Source organism: Bradyrhizobium lablabi (assembly GCF_018131005.1).
GTDB lineage: Bacteria > Pseudomonadota > Alphaproteobacteria > Rhizobiales > Xanthobacteraceae > Bradyrhizobium > Bradyrhizobium lablabi_D.
In genome coordinates, this window is the sequence record NZ_JAFCJK010000005.1 from 299,260 (window position 1) to 319,101 (window position 19,842).

Consider the following 19,842-nt stretch of genomic DNA (forward strand, 5'->3'; position numbering starts at 1 on the left):
CGAGGGGATGGTCTCGAATGGGCCGGTCGACCGTCAAGGATTGATCGCGTTTCGAGCCAAGCCGACACCAGTTCGCGTAGGGAAGTCGTTTCGAAACGAAGACTCGAGCGACCTTCGCATTCAATGAGAGCCGACAGGCTCTACGTCATTGCAAGTGGAGCGCCTTCCGGCGCGCCGGATCGGTCTGCTGCGATGCTCTCATTCAATTTCTGATTCACGATCTGCACCGTACGATCGATTTCGGCATTGGGTACGCCAAGCTGATGCGAAATCAGCTTCACCAGCAGGTCGACACGCTCGATGGAGGGCGCGCCACCAGCGACCGCCCGGGCCGCTGACGACGGTTTGAGAAGGCTTTCCGCCGCTTTGGCATATTTCTCGAACGGTACCTGGTCGGCGGGATCGGCGCCCAGACGCTGCGCGATGGCATCGACATGGCCATAGATCGACTGCGAAAGATTGATATCGCCGTGCACCGCGTCGCGGATCGATTGCGGCTCTTGCGGCGTGATGCAGCGGTAATTCCCCGTCAACAGCATCGACCATTTGGCCAGAGGGACGAACATCGAATCGAACACCTTGAGCTTTACCGGAACGTCCTGGCCATCCAGGTTGACCGCATCGATATCGGCCTCCAGCTCCCGAAGCAGCAGGTTATGTTTCTCGTCCGCAAATGGCGCGGCCTTGAAGTTTGTCGGCAAGCCGACATGAAGAACATTCGCGGCCTCTTCCGGCGGACGAAAGGCCTGCGGATCAGGGGAGCAGAGCGACACCAGGCCCGGCTCGAACCGTTCCCAGACCGCGGCATTGGTATAGGCCTCCTCCAGATCCATCTTCGCCAGGGCGGGGATCCGTTTGAGATAGGGCAAGGGCGGCATGTTCATGATCGAAAGGCAAGGCAGCTTCGCCTCGGCGATCTTGATCATCAGAACCTTGATCGCATGGTTGGTGTATTGCGGTTCCTGCATCGCCAGACCAACCAGATCATAGCGGGAAAGATCGACGTCGGCGGGCTCGACTGCGTCCAGAATTCCAGGCAGGTCGCGCGAGAAGATCGGCCGGTGGGTCGCCGCATCACGCAGCTTGATGCGAACTTCGGTGCCGTCGCGATTGATGAGCTCGGCCGTCTGCTTGCGGCAAACCAGGGTCGCGTTGTGACCCGCCATCAAAAGCTTCGTCGCCAGCAATGAGCCATACGAGGCTCCAAGGATCAGAACGTTACGGGCCATGCGCCCTCCCACAGATGAGTTTTCCGGCGCGCACGATTCCGACGCAGGTTTGCGAGCGCCTGCTTTGCGACAGGAGTTAAGCCGAATACTGCGCTGCGATGCCGTCGTCCCTGGTCGTGCAATTCCAGAGCTGTCGGCGGAGTCCGAAACGACCGGTCAGGCGGCGAACACGGTGGTGGCGGCCGTTGCCTGCTCGTCGAACGCGCTCGAGATGTCGCGCATGCTGACGACGCCGACCAGGCCGTAATTGTCGATCACGGGCACGTGGCGGATGTGGTGCAGGTTCATCAGGTGGCGAACGTGCTCGAGCGTGTCGGTCGAGGAGCAGGAGACGAGCTGTTGCACGGAGACAAATTGCGACACCCGCATGCCGGCGCCGGCCGCGCCGTGCTGGGCGATCGCGCGCACCACGTCGCGCTCGGTGAACATGCCGACCGCGGTGTTGCCCTCGGTGCGAACGACATCCTTGACCACCAGCGCGCTGATGTTGCTCGAGCGCATGAGTTGCGCGGCGATCGCCACGGTCTCGTTCATGCGGACCGTCGCGACGCGGGCGGCTTTCTTGCGCAGGATATCTGCAACTTGCATGGCAACCTCCTTGGGCTATTTGGCCTTTGAAGACTGGTATACATAATACCATATGTCAACACGCAAGATGTGAGATTCCCGCAAAAATTACCGTAAATGGGCAGTAATACTGACGTTTTCGAGGGTTTCCTTACCATTGCCGGGGAATGTTCCCGTTTCAAAATGGGCCTTGTATCTGGCATCCCTGAACAGAAAACAAAAAAAGAGGCGCACCGGAATGCGCCTCCTCAAGTCCAGGGAGAGAGAGAGTTTTGATCAGGCTGTTGTCTTAACAGCCTTTGCTGTCTTGGCGCTGGGGGCGCTCGCTGCTTCTGCTGCGGCCTCGTTACCGAGAATGAAGGAGCGCCGCAGCGGCTTGATTACGAACAGCGCCATTAGCGCCGCGGTGGCGTTGAGCGCGACCGCGATCACGAACACGGCCTGCCAGCCGTAGCCTGCGGCGATGAGGCTGGCAGCGGGAACGAGCAGGGAGGCTGTGCCCTTCGCCGTGTAAAGCATGCCGTTATTCGTGGTGGCGAACTTCGAGCCGAACGTATCGCCGCAGGTCGCCGGAAACAGGCTGTAGATTTCGCCGAACACGCCGAAATAGACCGCGGTCGCCAGCACGAAGACCATCGGGTTGTGGCCGTAGGTGGAGAGCGTCAGCAGCATCAAGGCGGCCGTGCCGAATGCGATGAACATCGTGTGCTCGCGGCCGATCGTATCGGAGACCCAGCCGAAGAACGGGCGCCCGAAGCCGTCGAAGATGCGGTCGAGCGAGATCGCAAAGGTCAGTGCCGCCATCTGGAAGCCTGCGAGCGTCACCGGCGTGTTGGCGATCTTGTAATCGTGCGCGATCGGCGCGATTTGCGCCGCCGTCATCAGACCGCCGGCGGCGACCATCACGAACACCAGATACATGACCCAGAAGATCGGGCTGCGCAGCACCTGCGGCGGCGTGAAGTCGATCTTGGTCTGGGGCAGATTGAGCTGCTTCTTCTTCGGCGGCATCGCAACCTTCGGCGGAGCGATGAAGAAGGCAAGCACGAACACGATCACGCCCTGGCCGATGCCGAAATTGAGGAAGGCGGCCTGATAGCCGCTTGCGGCGATCATGCTTGCGATCGGCACGACCGTGAGGGCGGCACCGGCGCCGAAGCCAGCAGCGGTGGCGCCGGCGGCGAGGCCGCGGCGATCCGGAAACCACTTCAGCGCGTTGCCGACGCAGGTGCCGTAGACCGCGCCCGCGCCCATGCCGCCGACGACGGCGGCAGCGTACAGAGTTGCGAGGGAATCGGCGTAAGAGTTGAGAATCCAGGAGAGCGCGATCATGACGCCGCCGAACATGATGACCAAACGCGGGCCATATTTATCGACGAACCAGGCCTCGACCGGCACCAGCCAGGTTTCGGTCACGACGAAGATCGTGAAGGCAAGCTGGATCGAGGCGCGGCCCCAGTGATGGGTGGCGTCGATCGGATCAACGAACAGCGTCCAGCCGTACTGGAGGTTTGCGATCATCGCCATGCAGACGATGCCCATGGCAAGCTGTAGCCAGCGAAAGCCGCCGGACGACGGTGCAGTAGCGGCCGTAGTGTTGGAAACCATCAATTCCTCCCGAACGCGCTCTTCCAGTTGAGACTGCTGTCGCAAAAGTTGTGACTTATTGTCGCAAGCGTCAGGGGGAAGTTGGTATACTATATCCCACAATGCAAGCCGAATCTCGGGTTGCGCTGCAACAAAAAATTCACATGCGTGCGATGGAGTCGGCGCTGCATCCACACGTGCTGTTGCGCCCAATGAAAAACGCCCGGCGTTTCCGCCGGGCGTTTCGGTTTCGGGGTGATGAGTTGCCGCCGCCGCCTAAGCGGTGGTCGACTTGGCGACCACGACCTTTCGCCACGGCTTGAGCAGCGCGATTGCGAGCAGCGAGGCCAGGATATTGGCGCCGGCGGCAATGATGAACACCTGATCCCAATTGCCCGACGACTGCTGCATGTAGTTCGCGATCGGAACCAACAGCGCGGCGGTGCCCTTGGCCGTGTAGAGCAGTCCGGCATTCGTCGTCGCGAATTTGGCGCCGAACGTGTCGGTGCAGGTCGAGGGGAACAGCGAGTAGATCTCGCCCCAGGCAAAGAACACGAAGCCGGACAGGATGACGAACCAGACCGGGTCGTGGCCCCAGAGGTAGAGCATCCAGATGCCGAGGCCTTCCATGCCGAAGGCAATGAACATCGTGTTCTCGCGGCCGATCATGTCGGAGATCCAGCCGAAGAACGGACGCGTCAGGCCGTTGAGGATGCGGTCGATGGTTGCGGCGAACGTCACCGCAGTCATGGTCATGCCGACGAGCGTCACCGGAATGTTGTCGACCTTCCAGTCGACCGCGATCGGTTTCAGGTTCGCCGTCACCATCAGGCCGCCCGCGCCGACGATCACGAACATGAAGTACATCAGCCAGAAGATAGGCTGCCGCAGCACTTCGGTCGGCTGATAGTTGCGCCGGGTCTGGACCAGATTCGCATTCTGCGCCACTGGCGGCACCTGTCCGGGTTTCGGAGCGAGCAGGAAGAACGAGAGCAGCACGATGATGATGCCCTGGCCGAGACCGAAATAGAGGAACGTGGTCTGGAAGCCGGAGTCCTTGATCATCGCCTGGATCGGCGCAACCGTCAGCGCGGATCCGGCGCCGAAGCCTGCGGCGGTGATGCCGGCAGCGAGGCCGCGCTTGTCAGGAAACCATTTCAGCGCGTTGCCGACGCAGGTGCCGTAGACGGCGCCGGCGCCGATGCCCGCGATGATCATGCCGAGATAGTAACCGTTGAGCGTGGTCGCCTTGGCGTTGAGCATCCAGCCGATGGCGCAGAGAATGCCGCCGATCAGCACGACGATGCGCGGACCATACTTGTCGACGAACCAACCCTCGACCGGCACGAGCCAGGTCTCGAACAGCACGAAAAGGGTGAAGGCCCATTGGATCGATGCGCGATCCCATCCGAACGTCTTCTGGATATCCGGAACGAAGAACGTCCAGCCATATTGATAATTGGCGATCATCACCATTGCGGCGACGCCGAGCGTAAGCTGTGTCCAGCGGAAAGCGTCGCTGACACGCGCTGCCGTCGAGGCCGTCGTTGCGTGAACCATTTCGGTCATAGCTCCTCCCAACGCGCATATCGTCATTCTGTTCTAGCGCGGAGCGGCATCTTGGTATCCGATATGCCAACATTCAAGCGACCGTCGCGGGCCCGTGCGCAAATGTCGCAGGCGGCATGGATTGTGGGGCGCTGATGGCGATTGGACCGATCTTGCCGCGCGTCAGGCCACCGCCGTTCGCAGCCGGCTGTAACCTTCCGCAATCGCCGACCAGAACAGCGCGACAAGTCCCAGCACCATGATGGAAGAGACCAGCCCATTCGAGAAGAACACCCCCAGCGAGCCTTGTGACCCGAGCAGCGATTGCCGGAATGCTTCCTCCGCCTTGTCGCCGAGCACGATCGCCAGCACCAGGGGCGCCAGAGGGTAATTGCACTTCTTGAGCAGATAACCCAGCACGCCGAACACCAGCATCAGCATCACGTCGAACGTGCTGTTGTGGACCGAGTAGGCGCCAATCGCGCAGAGCACCAGAATGAGAGGCGCGATGATGCTGAACGGCACGCGAAGAATTGCAGCGAAGATGGGCACGCAGGTGAGCACGACGAGAAGGCCCGCGAGATTGCCGAGATACATCGACGCGATGAGGCCCCAGACAAACTCCTTTTGCTCGACGAACAGCATCGGGCCTGGCTGCAAGCCCCAGATCAGCAGTCCGCCGAGCAGAACGGCGGCCGTCGGCGAGCCGGGCACGCCAAGCGACAGCATCGGCAGCAGGGCCGAGGTGCCGGCGGCATGAGCGGCCGTCTCCGGGGCGATCACGCCTTCGATTTCGCCGTTGCCGAAATTGCCGCCTCGCTTCGCCAGCCGTTTGGCGATGCCGTAACTCATGAACGATGCCGGCGTCGCTCCGGCCGGCGTGATCCCCATCCAGCAGCCGATCAGGCAGGAGCGCAGCGACGTGATCCAATACGCGGGCAATTCCTTCCAGGTTTGCAGCACGACCCGCAGGTTGATCCTTGCCTGGCCGCCGCGGAAGCTCAATCCTTCCTCCATCGTCAGAAGAATTTCACCGATGCCGAACAGGCCGATCACGGCGATCAGAAAATCGAATCCGTTCAGCAGTTCCGTAACGCCGAATGTCAACCGGAGTTGTCCCGTGATCGAATCGAGCCCGACGGCCGCAAGCGCGAAGCCGATCATCATCGCAGCAATCGTCTTGAAGGGCGGCTCCTTGCTCAATCCGACGAAGCTGCAAAACGCGAGAAAATACACGGCGAATTTTTCCGCGGGACCAAATCGCAATGCGAAGCCTGCGACCAGCGGCGCTACCAGCGTGATCATGACGACGGCGAACAGCGCACCCACGAAGGAGGAAGTGAAGGCCGCGGTCAACGCCTCTCCGGGCTTGCCCTGCTGCGCCATCGGATAGCCGTCGAACGTCGTCGCCACCGACCAGGGTTCGCCCGGTATGTTGAACAGGATCGAGGTGATCGCGCCGCCGAACAATGCGCCCCAATAGATGCAGGACAGCATGATGATCGCCGATGTCGGCGGCATGCTGAAGGTCAGCGGCAGGAGGATCGCGACGCCATTTGCGCCGCCGAGCCCCGGAAGCACGCCGATGATGACCCCGAGCATGATGCCGACCAGCATCAGCATCATGTTGTAGGGCTGCAGGGCTACCGCGAAGCCGTGAAAAAGATTGGCGAGCTCTTCCATTTCGATATGTCCTGCAACAGCGAACAGTCCGGCGTCTAGAGCATGATCCGGAACAGTGTTCAGCGGTTTTCCGCGGAGATCATGCTCAAACAAAAGCTGGAGCGCGACGATGATTCATCTCATCGCGCCTAGAGACCGAGCCATTCCTCGACGGGTCCCTTGGGGAGGGGGACGAGGAACCAGCGTTCGAAGACGAGGTAGGTGACGATCGGCATCCCCAGCGCCACCGCAAAGACCGTGAGCCAGCGGTATCCGCCAAGCCAGCGCATGAACCAGCCGATGAAGACGATCGAGGCGACGTAGAGGCCGACAAAAGGCATCGAGCCGACATAGATCGCGGTGGGCACGACGACGCTCATCACCTGGCGAAGCTGGCCCCACTCAGCGAACAGTCGATCGTCATGATCCCGCAACGCGTTCCAGAGATTGATGGCGCTCGCAGCGACGATGGAAACGCCCACGTAGAAAGGAAAGAAACCGGCGCGCGGGCCCTCGGCACCCCAGTTGATGCCGGCCTTCAGGCTGCCGACGATCACGATCAAGCCGAAAACTGCGATCAGCAGCGCGGTCCCCCTTTCCACCGCCTTGTGTGTCGGGCCGCCGTCCGATCCATGCGCGGTCATAACGCCTCCAGAAGAAGGTGATCTTGGAATCCAAGCCAAATCAGGGGCTCGCGCGTCCGCGCTTTCTTGATCTCGCTGGATCAATTCGCGGGAGCGAGGAAGCCGGCGTCTTTCATCAGGGCCTCGTGGCGCTTTTCCTCCGCCTCAACCCATTTCGCGTAGTCGGGTCCGGTCAGGAAGGTCGTGTTGAAAGCGCCGCTCTTCATGAAATCCTGCCACTCCGGCGTGGCGCGCACCTTCTTGAAAAGCTCGATGTAATATTCGACCTGATCCTTGCTGGCTCTCGGCGACATGAAGATGCCGCGCAGCATCAGATACTCCATCTCGAGGCCCTGCGACTTGCAGGTCGGAATATCCTTCCAGCTCTTACCCTCGGCGATCGGCTCGCTATAGGCCATCGGTTGAGCGTCGAAGACGCAGAGCGGACGGAGTTTGCCGCCCCGCCATTGCGCCACTGCTTCGATCGGATTGTTGACGGTTGAATCGACGTGGTTGCCGACAAGCTGAACGGCGACTTCACCGCCGCCTTTGTAGGGAATGTACGTGAATTTCGTAGCGATCGCCTTCTCGATGGCGACCGTGATGATCTGGTCCTCTTGCTTCGAGCCGGTGCCCCCCATTTTCAGCGTGCCGGTCGGCGCCTTCTTGATGGCGTCGACATACTCCTTGACGTTGGTGTAGGGCTTCTCGGCGTTCACCCAGAGCACGAACTCGTCCAGCGCCAGCATGGCGACGGGCGTGAGATCCTTCCAGTTGAAGGGAATGCCTGTTGCCAGCGGCGTCGTGAACAGGTTCGACAGCGTGATGACGATCTTGTGGGGATTGCCCGACGACGCCTTCACGTCGAGAAAGCCTTCACCTCCGGCGCCGCCGGCCTTGTTGATGACGACCAGGGGCTGCTTCATCAAATTGTGCTTGGTGACGATGCCCTGGATCGTGCGCGCCATCTGATCTGCGCCGCCGCCGGTGCCGGCCGGGACGATGAACTCAACCGGACGAACCGGCTCCCAGGCGGCTCGGGCCTCGATACCGCCCGCGCACAGCGCCGTCGCCGTTGCCAAGGCAACGTGAATGAAAGGCTTCATCTTGTTTCTCTCCCTTCGAATTCTTGAACGCGCCGCTCTTTGGCGGCTTGCGATCAACCCATCCCGATCATGTGCTTCCGCTCATCCCCTTGGTGGCGAGAGTTCACCCGTCGATTTCATCAAACTGTAAGAGGGCTGTTCAGACGCGGCATCCGCTTCTTTCGAATAATGCTCGACCCGGAGACACAGGTTGCACGGGCCGGCCTTCGATCCTGCGACGCGGTTGCGATCGCCCGGCGTACTCTTCGAAGCTATGCGACATGCCAGCGCGCGAACAATCAGCGCCGCGGCTTCATGACCGGACGAATTGTCGCAGAAAGGTGTTGTTGGGGGGGGGGGGACAAACAGAAATGGCCCCGAAAAACGGGGCCATTGGTCGAAAGTAGAATTTCGGATCGGATTTTGCGGAAGCAGCCCGGCGGCGACCGCCGGATAATCGATCCCTATGGGGTTTTCAAGCGAAGTGGAAGCCGGTTCACGTGAAGAAAACGAGTCAGGACAAGAAACAAGAGCTTCGGTTCTGATTCGATCAGAACCGATAATGCTCTTAGAGCCCGAAGCGTGGCAGGTCGCCGTTCCGGTTGGAGATCTCCGCGCTCTTCATCAGCAGGCGGTCGATCGTAGCCAGAAGACGGCCGAGCAGGGTGGTGTTGGGCGCGAGCGTGATAGCGGCAGTTTTGGACATCGTATTCCCCTTCCTTCGAGGCCAGCTATGTGCCTCATCATCTGGGGCTTACTCTATGTATACCAGATGCCAAGAACAACGCGTTTGTTTGCATGGCAGCATAAACGACTGTGCAACGCAGCAAAAATGGGTCGATTGGTATCCCAAATAGCAAAAAGGCCGCCGGAACCGGCGGCCTTTGCATGTGGTGTCTCAGCTTGGCTTACTCCGCCGCCTGCTTCTGTGGCGGGTTCAGCGCGCCGGAATCGTGGATTTCGGCGACCTGGTGGTCGGAGAAGCCGAGCACCTGACGCAGGATCTCGTCGGTGTGCTCGCCGAGCAGCGGAGAGCGGGTCACCTCGCTGGGGCTGTCCGACAGCTTGATCGGGTTGCCGACCGAGAGGTACTTGCCGCGGGTCGGGTGATCCACCTCGACGACGGTTCCGGTCGCGCGCAGCGACTGGTCTTCCGCGAGTTCCTTCATCGACAGGATCGGCCCGCAGGGGATGTCGTCCTTGTTGAGGATTTCCATCGCCTCGAACTTGGTCTTGGTCATCGTCCACTGCTCGATGCGCGCGAAGATCTCGTTCAGGCGCGGCAGTCGGGCCGGCGGCTTGGCATAGTTCGGATCGGTCTTCCAGGTGGGCTCGCCGATCACGTCGCAGATCTTCTCCCAGACCGGAGCCTGGGTGATGAAGTAGATGTAGGCGTTCGGGTCGGTCTCCCAGCCCTTGCACTTCAAGATGCGGCCGGGCTGTCCGCCACCGGAGTCGTTGCCGGCGCGCGGCACAGCATCGCCGAACGGAATGCCTTCGCCGAACTGGCTGTATTCCTTGAGCGGTCCATGGGCGAGGCGCTGCTGGTCGCGCAGCTTGACGCGCGCGAGGTTCAGCACGCCGTCCTGCATCGCCGCGGTAACGCGCTGGCCCTTGCCGGAATGGGTGCGGTGATAGAGCGCCGTGACGATGCCGAGCGCCAGATGCAACCCTGTGCCGCTGTCGCCGATCTGCGCGCCGGTGACGAGCGGCAGGCCGTCGCGGAATCCGGTGGTCGAGGCGGCGCCGCCGGTGCACTGCGCGACGTTCTCATAGACCTTGCAATCTTCATACGGGCCGGGGCCGAAGCCCTTGATCGACGCCACGATCATCTTCGGGTTGATCTGCTGGATCTTCTCCCAGGGGAAGCCCATGCGGTCCAGCACGCCGGGACCGAAATTTTCGACCAGCACGTCGCACTTCTTGATCAGCGCGGTCAGCACCTCCTTGCCCTTCGGGTTCTTGGTGTCGAGCGTGATCGAGCGCTTGTTGTGGTTGAGCATGGTGAAATACAGGCTGTCCACATTCGGGATGTCCTGCAACTGGCCACGTGTGATGTCGCCGACGCCGGGGCGCTCGACCTTGATCACGTCGGCGCCGAACCAGGCCAGCAATTGCGTGCAGGTCGGACCCGACTGGACATGGGTGAAATCAAGAATGCGAACGCCCTTGAGCGCCTTGGTCATCGTGTATCTCCGTGTACTCTGTCTACCCCTGCACCCGCAGGGACGAATGGGTTGAAGGGGAGGGCTTACTTCTTCTTCAGGACGCTCTGCGGATTGAGATTGCCGATGCGGCCGCTCTCGGAGCCCGCCGCCGGGTCGATCACCGCGTTGATCAGGGTCGGCTTGCCGGAATCCATCGCCGCATTGACGGCGCGCTTGAGCTCGTCGGGCGAGGTCGCATTGACGCCGACGCCGCCGAAGGCCTCGATCATCTTGTCGTAACGCGCGCCCTTCACGAACACCGTGGTCGCCGGATCATCGCCGGCCGAGTTGACGTCGGTGCCGCGATAGATGCCGTCATTGTTGAAGACGACGACGCAGACCGGCAGGTTGTAGCGGCAGATGGTCTCGATCTCCATGCCGGAGAAGCCGAAGGCCGAGTCGCCTTCCACCGCGAGCACCGGATGGCCGGTCTCGAGCGCGGCGGCAATCGCCTGGCCCATGCCGATGCCCATGATGCCCCAGGTGCCGACGTCGAGCCGTTTGCGCGGCTTGTACATATCGATCACGCCGCGGGCGAGGTCGAGCGTGTTGGCGCCCTCGTTGACCAGGATGGCGTCGGGCCGCTCCTTGATCGCATTCTTCAGCACACCGAGCGCGCCGTGATAATCCATCGGCGACTTGTTGTTCATCAGCTTCGGCGCCATCTTGGCGACGTTGTCCTCGCGCTTGGTCTTGACCGCATCGACCCAGTCGGCCGGCGGCGCGGTCCAGCCGCTGCCCATCGCCTGGTTGAGCGCCGAGACGCAGGAGCCGATGTCGCCGACCACGGGGGCGACGATTTCGATGTTGGAGTCCATTTCCTTCGGCTCGATGTCGATCTGGATGAACTTCTTCGGCGCTTCGCCCCAGCTCTTGCCCTTGCCGTGCGACAGCAGCCAGTTGAGGCGGGCGCCGATCAGCATCACGACGTCGGAGTCCTTCAGCACGGTCGAGCGCGCAGCGCCGGCGCATTGCGGATGGGTATCGGGCAACAGGCCCTTGGCCATGCTCATCGGCAGGAAGGGCACGCCGCTCTTCTCGACGAAGGTCTTGATCTCCTCGTCGGCCTGCGCGTAGGCCGCGCCCTTGCCGAGGATGATGAGCGGGCGCTTCGCGCTCTTCAGCACGTCGAGCGCGCGCTTGATCGATGCCGGGGCGGGGATCTGCGCAGGAGCCGCGTCGATCACCTTGACCAGCGACTTCTGGCCGGCATCGGCGTTCATCACCTGGCCAAACAGCTTCGCGGGCAGGTCGAGATAGACGCCGCCGGGACGGCCGGAGACCGCGGCGCGGATGGCGCGCGCGAGGCCGATACCGATGTCCTGCGCGTGCAGCACGCGATAGGCCGCCTTGCACAGCGGCTTGGCGATCGCGAGCTGGTCCATTTCCTCGTAGTCGCCCTGCTGCAAATCGACGATCTCGCGCTCGGAAGAGCCCGAGATCAGGATCATCGGGTAGCAGTTGGTGGTGGCGTGCGCGAGCGCGGTCAGTCCGTTGAGGAAGCCGGGTGCCGACACTGTGAGGCAGACGCCGGGCTTCTTGGTGAGAAAGCCGGCGATCGCGGCCGCGTAACCGGCGTTCTGCTCGTGGCGGAACGAGATCACGCGGATGCCCGCGGCCTGCGCCATGCGCCCCAAGTCCGTGATCGGGATACCCGGCACGTTATAGATCGTGTTGATGCCGTTGAGCTTGAGCGCATCGATGACAAGGTGGAAGCCATCGGTGAGTTCTTGCTCGGTGCCCGGTGCCTCGGACTTGGTAGCGGTGTTCAGCATGGGCTTCGTCTCCCTGATCGTTCTTGTTCGGACGATCTGTCTGTCGTCTGAAGTGAGTGGACTTAGGTGAAGAGTTCCTGGCCGTGCGCCTCGACATAGGCAGCAAGGCCGAGGGTATGGTCCCGCGCCCGCTTTTCGGCGAGTTCGGTGTCGCGCGCCTCCAGCGCCTCGATGATCGCCAGATGCTCGGGCAGGGACGTCGCGGTACGGTCCTTGCGACCGATCGTGAGCTGGCGATAGCCGCGCACATGCAGCAGCAGATCGTTGGTCAGATCGACCAGCACGGGCGATTCCGACAGCGAGATCAGCGCCTGATGGAAGGCGATGTTGGCGCGCGAGTATTCCTCGATGTGATCCTGCGGCAATCGGTCATTGTTGAAGTCTTTAAAGAAATCGCGCAGCGCGGAGATGTCCTTCTTGCGCGCCGTGGTCGTGATCAATCGTGCGGCCATGCTCTCGAGCGCGGCCCAGGCGCGGATCATGTCGACGATCTCCGCCTTGGTGCGGCGGACCACGACGATGCCGCGGCGTGGCACGGTTTTGACGAAACCGTCCTGCTCGAGCATCGCGATCGCTTCGCGGATCGGCGTGCGGCTGACGCCGAGGCGCTCGGACAGCGCACGCTCGTCGAGCATTACGGGCTCGGGCGTCGCGTAGATGTCCATCTTCAGAATTGCTTCCTTCAAGGCCTCATAGGCCTTGTTTTTGAAGCTTGTCTCCGGAGCGATCCGGACGATGGCAATATCCGTGTCAGCCATGGCAGGCGACGCTTTCGTTTCTCTGGGTTCGGACACGACTCGTCTCCCCTTTCCTGGAGACGTCTTCTTAGCAGAAGAACTGCTGAAGATTTTTGGCATACCAAATACCACGATGTCAAGATGCCCTTGTTTTCCGCATTTTTGGGTGCTGATCTACCTTGACAATTGCTGTCCTGGCATACCAAATGCCATGAAATCTGTCCCAGGAGGAAGCTAATGTCAAACTCAAAGGATGCGGTCCGCAAAGTTCTTGATGCGGTCAAGGCGGAGAAGCGCACCAGCCTCACGGCGCCGGAAGGCAAGCTCGTGTGCGACGCCTACGGCATTCCTGTGCCGAAGGAAGGGGTCGCCAAGTCGGCGGCCGAGGCCGCGCGGATCGCCTCCGATATGGGCTTCCCGGTCGTGATGAAGATTGTCTCGCCGGACATCCTGCACAAGACCGAGGCCGGCGGCGTGGTGGTCGGCGTCAAGAGCGCGGCCGAGGCCGAGAAGAGCTACGAGACGATTCTCGCCAACGCCAAGAAGTACAAGGCCGATGCCAAGATCGACGGCATCCAGGTGCAGCAGATGCTGGGCGGCGGCACCGAGGTTATCGTCGGCTCGATCACGGACGGCTCATTCGGCAAGCTGGTCGCTTTCGGTCTCGGCGGCGTGCTGGTCGAAGTCCTGAAGGACATCACTTTCCGTCTCGCGCCGGCCACCAAGCACGACGCGCTGTCGATGCTGGACGGCATCCAGGCGCACGAAATGTTGAAGGGGGTGCGCGGCGGCGATCCCGTCAATCGCGAGGCCCTCGCTGACGTGATTGTGAAGGTCTCGCAGCTCGTGAGCGATTTCCCCGAGATCGTCGAGCTCGACCTCAACCCTGTGTTCGCCACCAAGGCCAACGCGATCGCGGCCGACGTCCGCATCGTCGTCGACTTCGACTACAAGCCGCGCCCGGCGCCGCGTCCGACCGAGGAGATCGTTGCGGCGATGAGCCGCATCATGCAGCCGAAGGGCGTTGCCGTGATCGGCGCCTCCGCCGAAGACGGCAAGATCGGCAACTCCGTGATGAAGAACCTCATCAACGGCGGCTACAAGGGCGAGATCTATCCGATTCACCCCAAGGCGACCGAGATCCTCGGCTACAAGGCCTACAAGAGCGTCAAGGACGTGCCCGGCGTGATCGACACGGCGGTGTTTGCGATCCCCGCGAAGTTCGTTGCTGCCGCGCTCGCCGAATGCGGCGAGAAGAAGATCCCGGGTGCGGTGTTGATTCCGTCGGGCTTTGCCGAGGCCGGTGCGCCCGAGCTGCAGGCCGAGATCGTCGAGGTCGGCAAGAAGTACAATATCCGCCTGATGGGCCCGAACATCTACGGCTTCTATTATACACCTGCCAATCTCTGCGCGACTTTCTGCACCGCCTACGACGTCAAGGGTCATGCGGCGCTGTCGTCGCAGTCGGGCGGCATCGGCATGGCGATCATCGGCTTTTCGCGCTCGGCGAAGATGGGCGTCTCCGCAATCGTCGGCCTCGGCAACAAGTCCGACATCGACGAGGACGATCTGCTCGCCTTCTTTGAGCAGGATCCGAACACCAACCTGATCGCGCAGCACTGCGAAGACCTGAAGGACGGCCGCGCCTTCGCGGAGGCGGCAAAGCGCGTCTCCAAGAAGAAGCCGGTCGTCGTGCTGAAGGCCGGCCGCACCTCGGCCGGCGCCAAGGCGGCGTCGTCGCACACCGGCGCGCTCGCCGGCAACGACAAGATCTATGAGGACGTGTTCAAGCAATCCGGCGTGATCCGCGCCCGCAGCCTGCGGCAATTGCTCGAATTCGCCCGCGGCGTGCCCGTGCTGCCGACCCCGAAGGGCGAGAACGTCTTGATCATCACCGGCGCCGGCGGCTCCGGCGTGCTGCTGTCGGACTCCGTCGTCGACAACGGCCTGTCGCTGATGCAGATGCCGCCGGATCTCGACGCGGCCTTCCGCAAGTTCATCCCGCCGTTCGGCGCGGCTGGAAATCCCGTGGACATCACCGGCGGCGAGCCGCCGATCACCTACGTCAATACGGTGAAGCTCGGGCTGTCGGACGACCGCATCCACGCGCTGATCCTCGGCTACTGGCACACGATCGTGACCCCGCCGATGGTGTTCGCGCGCAACATGGTCGAGGTGAAGAAGGAGATGGAGGCCAAGGGCTTCGTGAAGCCGATGGTCGCCTCGCTCGCCGGCGACATCGAGGTCGAGGAGGCGGCCGAGTACCTCTATCAGAACGGCATTCCGGCCTACGCATATTCGACCGAATTGCCGGTCGAAGTGCTCGGTGCGAAATACAAGTGGGCGCGCGGCGCGGGCCTGCTTTGAGAGCGGCGACCTCGCCCCGCTCGCGGGGAGAGGTCGGAATTCAAGCGCTGCTTGAATTCCGGTTGAGGGGGAGTCTCGGCGCGCTCACGTCTTTAGAATTTGCCGAGACGGCCCCTCGCCCTAACCCTCTCCCCGTGAAGAACGGGGAGAGGGGACGCGGTATGTTCGCGTGCTCACAGCCGGACTGACATATGCAGGTCGCGATGAGGAAAAACGTGATCCGCCGCAAGGCTATCGAGCCGAAATCTAGTGCAGAGCATGAAGCCGAACCCCGCGACGGCGGCGTTCAGTCCGTCGATCGCGCGCTGTCGATCATCGAAACGTTGGCGGAGGATGACGAGGGCTATCGCCTGAGCGATCTTGCGATCCGCACCGGGCTCTCGACCTCGACGGTACATCGTCTGCTGGCGACGCTGGAAAGCCGCCGCTTCGTGCAATTCGACCGCAGCGAATCGAAATGGCATGTCGGCGCGCGCGCCTTCACGGTCGGTGCGACCTTCGCGCGCCGTCGCAATTTCTCGGCGCAGGCGGTGCCGTACTTGCGCAAGCTGCGCGACCTGACCCGGGAGACCGCCAATCTCGCCGTGGTGGACGACGAGTTCATCATCGTGCTGACCCGCATGGACAGCCGCGAGATCATGCGTTCGCTGACCAAGGTGGGTGGCCGGGCCGCGATGGTCGCTTCGGGCGTCGGCAAGGCGGTGCTGGCCACCTATTCCAACGACGATGTCAGCGCCATCATCCATCATCACGGCATGCCGCGCCTGACCGAAAAGTCGATCGTGCGGCCGAGCGATCTGTTCAAGGAGCTCGAGAAGATCCGCCGCCAGGGCTATGCGATCGATGACGAGGAGGCGTGCATGGGCCTGCGCTGCATCGCCGCCGTGGTCTACAACGATTGTGCGGAGCCCCTGGCCGCGATTTCCGTGTCGGGCATGACCAGCCGATTAACGGACGATCGCTTGCCGGAGATCGGCAAGACCGTGCGCGAGGTGGCGGCGGAACTGACCGTCGCGCTCGGCGGCGTGGTGCCGGCGGCGAAGGTCGATTAACGGCGCCCCTAAAATCGAAGCATCCCCGATAATTCGGCCTTAACGGGAACCCGATTAGCTGGCTCGTGGCGGCGAGCGTGCCAGGCGTCAGGAAGGCGTCGGACGTTGCGCCGCGAGGGAGGCATTTTCTTGATGTCAATTCAACTCGATTCGGATTTCGCAAGCGACGACCGCGCCCGGGCGGAGATTGGTGCGGCAGTGAGATATCTGCTCAGGGATGCGACCGGCACCACGCGCGAGGAGATCGTCCAGGCGATCAGCGAGATGGTTCGCGAGGTCGCAAGCGGACCGCTCGCGCCCGAGATGCCGTTGAAGCAGCCGGCCATGAGCGGCGTCCTCCACAGGGATTTTGTGATCGACGCTTTCCGTCGCGATACCGATCGGTGGCGCGCGACCATTCGCCGCGCAAACGGCAAGAAGATCCGTATCGCATTTCCGCCTTCAGTGCGCGACGAAGCGACCACCACGATCGATGCGATCACGGCAGAGAAGGCCGTCGAGCTTGCCAAAAAGGCGATCGATGGCGGCGAGGTGATTTGATCCCGCCGCCGAGGAGCAATACCTGCTGCGGCGCCGCAAGATACATGACTGCATCGCGGAGCTATTGTCCGGCGGGACCGGGGCGGTTCTTTGCAATCGCAAGCGCGCTCCGGTTTTCATCAAGTGATTTTCTCAAACGATTGAATTCGCCCGTCTTTCACAGCGCCCTTCCACACCGCGGGAAATAAAATCGTCTGCGTTGAGATCGCCCGTCGCTGTCGCGAAGATTGCCTCAGAGCCAACCCAGTTGAGCGAGGCGCGATATGGCGAAGATGCGAGCAATCGATGCGGCAGTGCGAATTCTGGAGAAGGAGGGTGTCACTAGCGCGTTCGGCGTGCCGGGTGCGGCGATCAATCCGCTCTATTCGGCGCTGAAGCTGCGCGGCTCGATCCGGCACATTCTGGCGCGCCATGTCGAGGGCGCCTCGCACATGGCCGAAGGGTACACCCGCGCCAAGGCCGGCAATATCGGCGTCTGCATCGGCACCTCGGGGCCGGCCGGCACCGACATGATCACCGGGCTTTATTCGGCGATCGCGGATTCGATCCCGATCCTCTGCATCACCGGACAGGCGCCGCGCGCGCGGCTCTACAAGGAAGACTTTCAGGCGATCGACATCGAGTCGATCGCAAAGCCCGTGACCAAATGGGCCGTGACCGTGCGCGAGCCCGGCCTTGTGCCGCGGGTGTTCAGCCAGGCCTTCCACGTCATGCGCTCGGGCAGGCCGGGGCCGGTTCTGATCGACCTGCCGCTCGACGTGCAGCTTGCCGAGATCGAGTTCGACGACACGACCTACGAGCCGCTGCCGGTCTACAAGCCGAGTGCGACGCGCAAGCAGATCGAGAAGGCGTTGGAGATGCTCAACGCCGCCGATCGGCCGCTGATCGTCGCCGGCGGGGGCGTCATCAATGCCGACGCCTCGGATCTCCTGGTCACCTTCGCCGAGACCGTCAACGTGCCGGTGGTGCCGACCCTGATGGGTTGGGGCGCGATTCCCGACGATCACGTGCTGATGGCGGGCATGGTCGGCCTGCAAACCAGCCACCGCTACGGCAATGCCACCATGCTGCAATCGGACTTCGTGCTCGGCATCGGCAATCGCTGGGCCAACCGCCACACCGGCTCGATCGAGACCTACACCAGGGGCCGCAAGTTCGTGCACGTCGACATCGAGCCCACGCAAATCGGCCGCGTCTTCAATCCCGATCTCGGCATCGTCTCCGACGCCAGGGCCGCGCTCGAAATGTTCGTTTCGGTCGCGAAGGAGTGGCGCAAGGCCGGCAAGCTGAAGGAGCGGCAGGCGTGGCCGGCGTCCTGCCAGGACCGCAAGCGCACCATGCTGCGCAAGAGTGATTTCGACGGGGTGCCGATCAAGCCGCAGCGCGTGTATCAGGAGATGAACCGCGCCTTCGGCCGCGACACGACCTATGTCAGCGTGATCGGCCTGTCGCAGATCGCCGGCGCGCAGTTCCTCGGCATCTATGGTCCGCGCAACTGGATTAATGCCGGGCAGGCCGGTCCGCTCGGCTGGACCCTGCCGGCGGCGCTCGGCGTGCGCGCAGCCGATCCGACCCGTGAGATCGTGGCGCTGTCAGGCGACTACGACTTCCAGTTCCTGATCGAGGAGCTTGCCGTCGGCGCGCAGTTCAAGCTGCCCTACATCCACGTCGTCGTGAACAATTCCTATCTCGGGCTGATTCGCCAGGCCCAGCGCGGCTTCGACATGGACTATCACGTCCAGCTCTCGTTCGAGAACATCAACGCACCGGAGCTCGGTGTCTACGGCGTCGATCATGTCGCGGTCGCCGAAGGGCTCGGCTGCAAGGCGATCCGCGTGACCGATCCCAAACATGCCGCGGCGGCCTTCGAGACGGCGCGCGCGATGATGGCGGAATACCAGGTGCCTGTCGTGGTCGAGTTCATTCTTGAGCGCGTCACCAACATCGCGATGGGCACCGAGATCGACAACGTCGTCGAGTTCGAGGAGGTGCTCGACCTGCCGCTCGACGACGCGCCGGCGGCCGTGCGTCGGCCCGGCGCGCTGCAGCCGGCCTGACAAGGGGAGGGCACGCCATGCCGAAATTTGCCGCCAATCTCACCATGCTGTTCGGCGAGATGCCGTTCGTCGACCGCTTCGCCGCGGCCAAGGCGGCAGGTTTCAGCGGCGTCGAGTACCTGTTCCCCTACGACTTCGACAAGGCCGAGCTGCGCGAAAAGCTCGACGAGCACGGCCTGGCCCAGGTGCTGCACAATCTGCCGGCCGGCAACTGGGCCGCCGGCGAGCGCGGCATAGCGATTCTGCCCGACCGTGTCGAGGAGTTCCGCGACGGCGTCGCGCGCGCGATCGATTACGCCAAGGCACTGGATTGCCGGCAGCTCAATTGCCTCGTCGGTATCGCTCCCGACGGTGCCGACAGCTTCGAGCTCAACGAGGTGCTCGTGAACAACCTCCGCTTCGCCGCCGATGCCCTGGCGCGCGAACGCATCCGCTTGCTGATCGAGCCGATCAACACCATCGACATCCCCGGCTTCTTCCTGAACCGCACCGCGCAGGCCGTGCAGATCATCGCCGACGTGCGCTCCAGCAATCTGTTCGTGCAGTACGACATCTACCACATGCAGGTAATGGAAGGCGACATCGCGCGCAGCCTGCAACGGCATCTGCCGTGCATCGCGCATGTCCAGCTCGCCGACAATCCCGGCCGCAACGAGCCGGGCACCGGCGAGATCAACTATCCATTCCTGTTCAGGCATCTCGACGCGATCGGCTATCGCGGCTGGATCGGATGCGAATACAAGCCGCGCACCAGCACGGTCGAAGGCCTCGGCTGGCACGCCGCACATGTTTTTGACACGTGATCA

At 62.4% G+C, this 19,842-nt stretch carries 16 protein-coding genes; 5 read left to right on the plus strand and 11 right to left on the minus strand.

What is annotated here, in order from left to right:
• Window positions 1–140 precede the first annotated feature (140 nt).
• From JQ553_RS17300 to JQ553_RS17350, 11 genes are all read right to left on the minus strand, one after another.
• Entirely contained in the window at window positions 141–1,229 is a 1,089-nt protein-coding gene (locus JQ553_RS17300) for a ketopantoate reductase family protein (protein ID WP_212501185.1), read from the minus strand.
• A 156-nt stretch (window positions 1,230–1,385) separates the two neighbouring features.
• A complete protein-coding gene (locus JQ553_RS17305) occupies window positions 1,386–1,817 on the minus strand; it encodes a CBS domain-containing protein (protein ID WP_212501186.1) in 432 nt (143 codons plus the stop codon).
• Between the two features lie 255 nt (window positions 1,818–2,072).
• Window positions 2,073–3,404, minus strand: coding sequence for an oxalate/formate MFS antiporter (oxlT, locus tag JQ553_RS17310; RefSeq protein ID WP_212501187.1), 1,332 nt, complete (start codon window positions 3,402–3,404; stop codon window positions 2,073–2,075).
• 255 nt (window positions 3,405–3,659) lie between these two features.
• The gene (gene oxlT / locus JQ553_RS17315) at window positions 3,660–4,952 is read right to left on the minus strand and encodes an oxalate/formate MFS antiporter (RefSeq protein WP_212501188.1); all 1,293 of its coding nucleotides are present in this window, start codon (window positions 4,950–4,952) and stop codon (window positions 3,660–3,662) included.
• 162 nt (window positions 4,953–5,114) lie between these two features.
• The gene (locus JQ553_RS17320) at window positions 5,115–6,614 is read right to left on the minus strand and encodes a tripartite tricarboxylate transporter permease (RefSeq protein WP_212501189.1); all 1,500 of its coding nucleotides are present in this window, start codon (window positions 6,612–6,614) and stop codon (window positions 5,115–5,117) included.
• A gap of 128 nt (window positions 6,615–6,742) precedes the next feature.
• Window positions 6,743–7,237, minus strand: a complete 495-nt coding sequence (locus JQ553_RS17325) for a tripartite tricarboxylate transporter TctB family protein (RefSeq protein ID WP_212501190.1) — start codon at window positions 7,235–7,237, stop codon at window positions 6,743–6,745.
• An 80-nt stretch (window positions 7,238–7,317) separates the two neighbouring features.
• Complete coding sequence (locus tag JQ553_RS17330; protein ID WP_212501191.1) at window positions 7,318–8,322, minus strand: tripartite tricarboxylate transporter substrate binding protein; 1,005 nt, start codon at window positions 8,320–8,322, stop codon at window positions 7,318–7,320.
• A gap of 547 nt (window positions 8,323–8,869) precedes the next feature.
• Window positions 8,870–9,007, minus strand: a complete 138-nt coding sequence (locus tag JQ553_RS17335) for a hypothetical protein (protein WP_212501192.1) — start codon at window positions 9,005–9,007, stop codon at window positions 8,870–8,872.
• Window positions 9,008–9,209: 202 nt separating this feature from the next.
• On the minus strand, window positions 9,210–10,487 hold the full coding sequence (gene frc, locus JQ553_RS17340; RefSeq protein ID WP_212501193.1) for a formyl-CoA transferase: 1,278 nt from the start codon (window positions 10,485–10,487) through the stop codon (window positions 9,210–9,212).
• 65 nt (window positions 10,488–10,552) lie between these two features.
• The gene (oxc, locus tag JQ553_RS17345; RefSeq protein ID WP_212501194.1) at window positions 10,553–12,283 is read right to left on the minus strand and encodes an oxalyl-CoA decarboxylase; all 1,731 of its coding nucleotides are present in this window, start codon (window positions 12,281–12,283) and stop codon (window positions 10,553–10,555) included.
• Window positions 12,284–12,345: 62 nt separating this feature from the next.
• On the minus strand, window positions 12,346–13,041 hold the full coding sequence (locus tag JQ553_RS17350) for a GntR family transcriptional regulator (RefSeq protein WP_212501195.1): 696 nt from the start codon (window positions 13,039–13,041) through the stop codon (window positions 12,346–12,348).
• A gap of 216 nt (window positions 13,042–13,257) precedes the next feature.
• Here JQ553_RS17350 and JQ553_RS17355 point away from each other — a divergent pair, with 216 nt between their 5' ends.
• The 5 genes from JQ553_RS17355 (at window position 13,258) to hyi (ending at window position 19,839) form a co-directional block, all read left to right on the plus strand.
• On the plus strand, window positions 13,258–15,387 hold the full coding sequence (locus JQ553_RS17355) for an acetate--CoA ligase family protein (RefSeq protein WP_212501196.1): 2,130 nt from the start codon (window positions 13,258–13,260) through the stop codon (window positions 15,385–15,387).
• 203 nt (window positions 15,388–15,590) lie between these two features.
• Window positions 15,591–16,439 (plus strand): IclR family transcriptional regulator, encoded by an 849-nt coding sequence (locus JQ553_RS17360; protein WP_212501197.1) that lies wholly within the window; start codon window positions 15,591–15,593, stop codon window positions 16,437–16,439.
• 132 nt (window positions 16,440–16,571) lie between these two features.
• Complete coding sequence (locus JQ553_RS17365) at window positions 16,572–16,979, plus strand: hypothetical protein (protein WP_212501198.1); 408 nt, start codon at window positions 16,572–16,574, stop codon at window positions 16,977–16,979.
• Window positions 16,980–17,242: 263 nt separating this feature from the next.
• A complete protein-coding gene (gene gcl, locus JQ553_RS17370) occupies window positions 17,243–19,036 on the plus strand; it encodes a glyoxylate carboligase (protein WP_212501199.1) in 1,794 nt (597 codons plus the stop codon).
• A 17-nt stretch (window positions 19,037–19,053) separates the two neighbouring features.
• A complete protein-coding gene (gene hyi / locus JQ553_RS17375) occupies window positions 19,054–19,839 on the plus strand; it encodes a hydroxypyruvate isomerase (protein ID WP_212501200.1) in 786 nt (261 codons plus the stop codon).
• Window positions 19,840–19,842 lie beyond the last annotated feature (3 nt).

Bases quoted from the DNA above. Each gene is read 5' to 3' on its own strand.
- JQ553_RS17300 (WP_212501185.1), bottom strand. From the start codon at position 1,229: ATGGCCCGTAACGTTCTGATCCTTGGAGCCTCGTATGGCTCATTGCTG.
- JQ553_RS17305 (WP_212501186.1), bottom strand. From the start codon at position 1,817: ATGCAAGTTGCAGATATCCTGCGCAAGAAAGCCGCCCGCGTCGCGACG.
- oxlT (WP_212501187.1), bottom strand. From the start codon at position 3,404: ATGGTTTCCAACACTACGGCCGCTACTGCACCGTCGTCCGGCGGCTTT.
- oxlT (WP_212501188.1), bottom strand. From the start codon at position 4,952: ATGACCGAAATGGTTCACGCAACGACGGCCTCGACGGCAGCGCGTGTC.
- JQ553_RS17320 (WP_212501189.1), bottom strand. From the start codon at position 6,614: ATGGAAGAGCTCGCCAATCTTTTTCACGGCTTCGCGGTAGCCCTGCAG.
- JQ553_RS17325 (WP_212501190.1), bottom strand. From the start codon at position 7,237: ATGACCGCGCATGGATCGGACGGCGGCCCGACACACAAGGCGGTGGAA.
- JQ553_RS17330 (WP_212501191.1), bottom strand. From the start codon at position 8,322: ATGAAGCCTTTCATTCACGTTGCCTTGGCAACGGCGACGGCGCTGTGC.
- JQ553_RS17335 (WP_212501192.1), bottom strand. From the start codon at position 9,007: ATGTCCAAAACTGCCGCTATCACGCTCGCGCCCAACACCACCCTGCTC.
- frc (WP_212501193.1), bottom strand. From the start codon at position 10,487: ATGACCAAGGCGCTCAAGGGCGTTCGCATTCTTGATTTCACCCATGTC.
- oxc (WP_212501194.1), bottom strand. From the start codon at position 12,283: ATGCTGAACACCGCTACCAAGTCCGAGGCACCGGGCACCGAGCAAGAA.
- JQ553_RS17350 (WP_212501195.1), bottom strand. From the start codon at position 13,041: ATGGCTGACACGGATATTGCCATCGTCCGGATCGCTCCGGAGACAAGC.
- JQ553_RS17355 (WP_212501196.1), top strand. From the start codon at position 13,258: ATGTCAAACTCAAAGGATGCGGTCCGCAAAGTTCTTGATGCGGTCAAG.
- JQ553_RS17360 (WP_212501197.1), top strand. From the start codon at position 15,591: ATGAGGAAAAACGTGATCCGCCGCAAGGCTATCGAGCCGAAATCTAGT.
- JQ553_RS17365 (WP_212501198.1), top strand. From the start codon at position 16,572: ATGTCAATTCAACTCGATTCGGATTTCGCAAGCGACGACCGCGCCCGG.
- gcl (WP_212501199.1), top strand. From the start codon at position 17,243: ATGGCGAAGATGCGAGCAATCGATGCGGCAGTGCGAATTCTGGAGAAG.
- hyi (WP_212501200.1), top strand. From the start codon at position 19,054: ATGCCGAAATTTGCCGCCAATCTCACCATGCTGTTCGGCGAGATGCCG.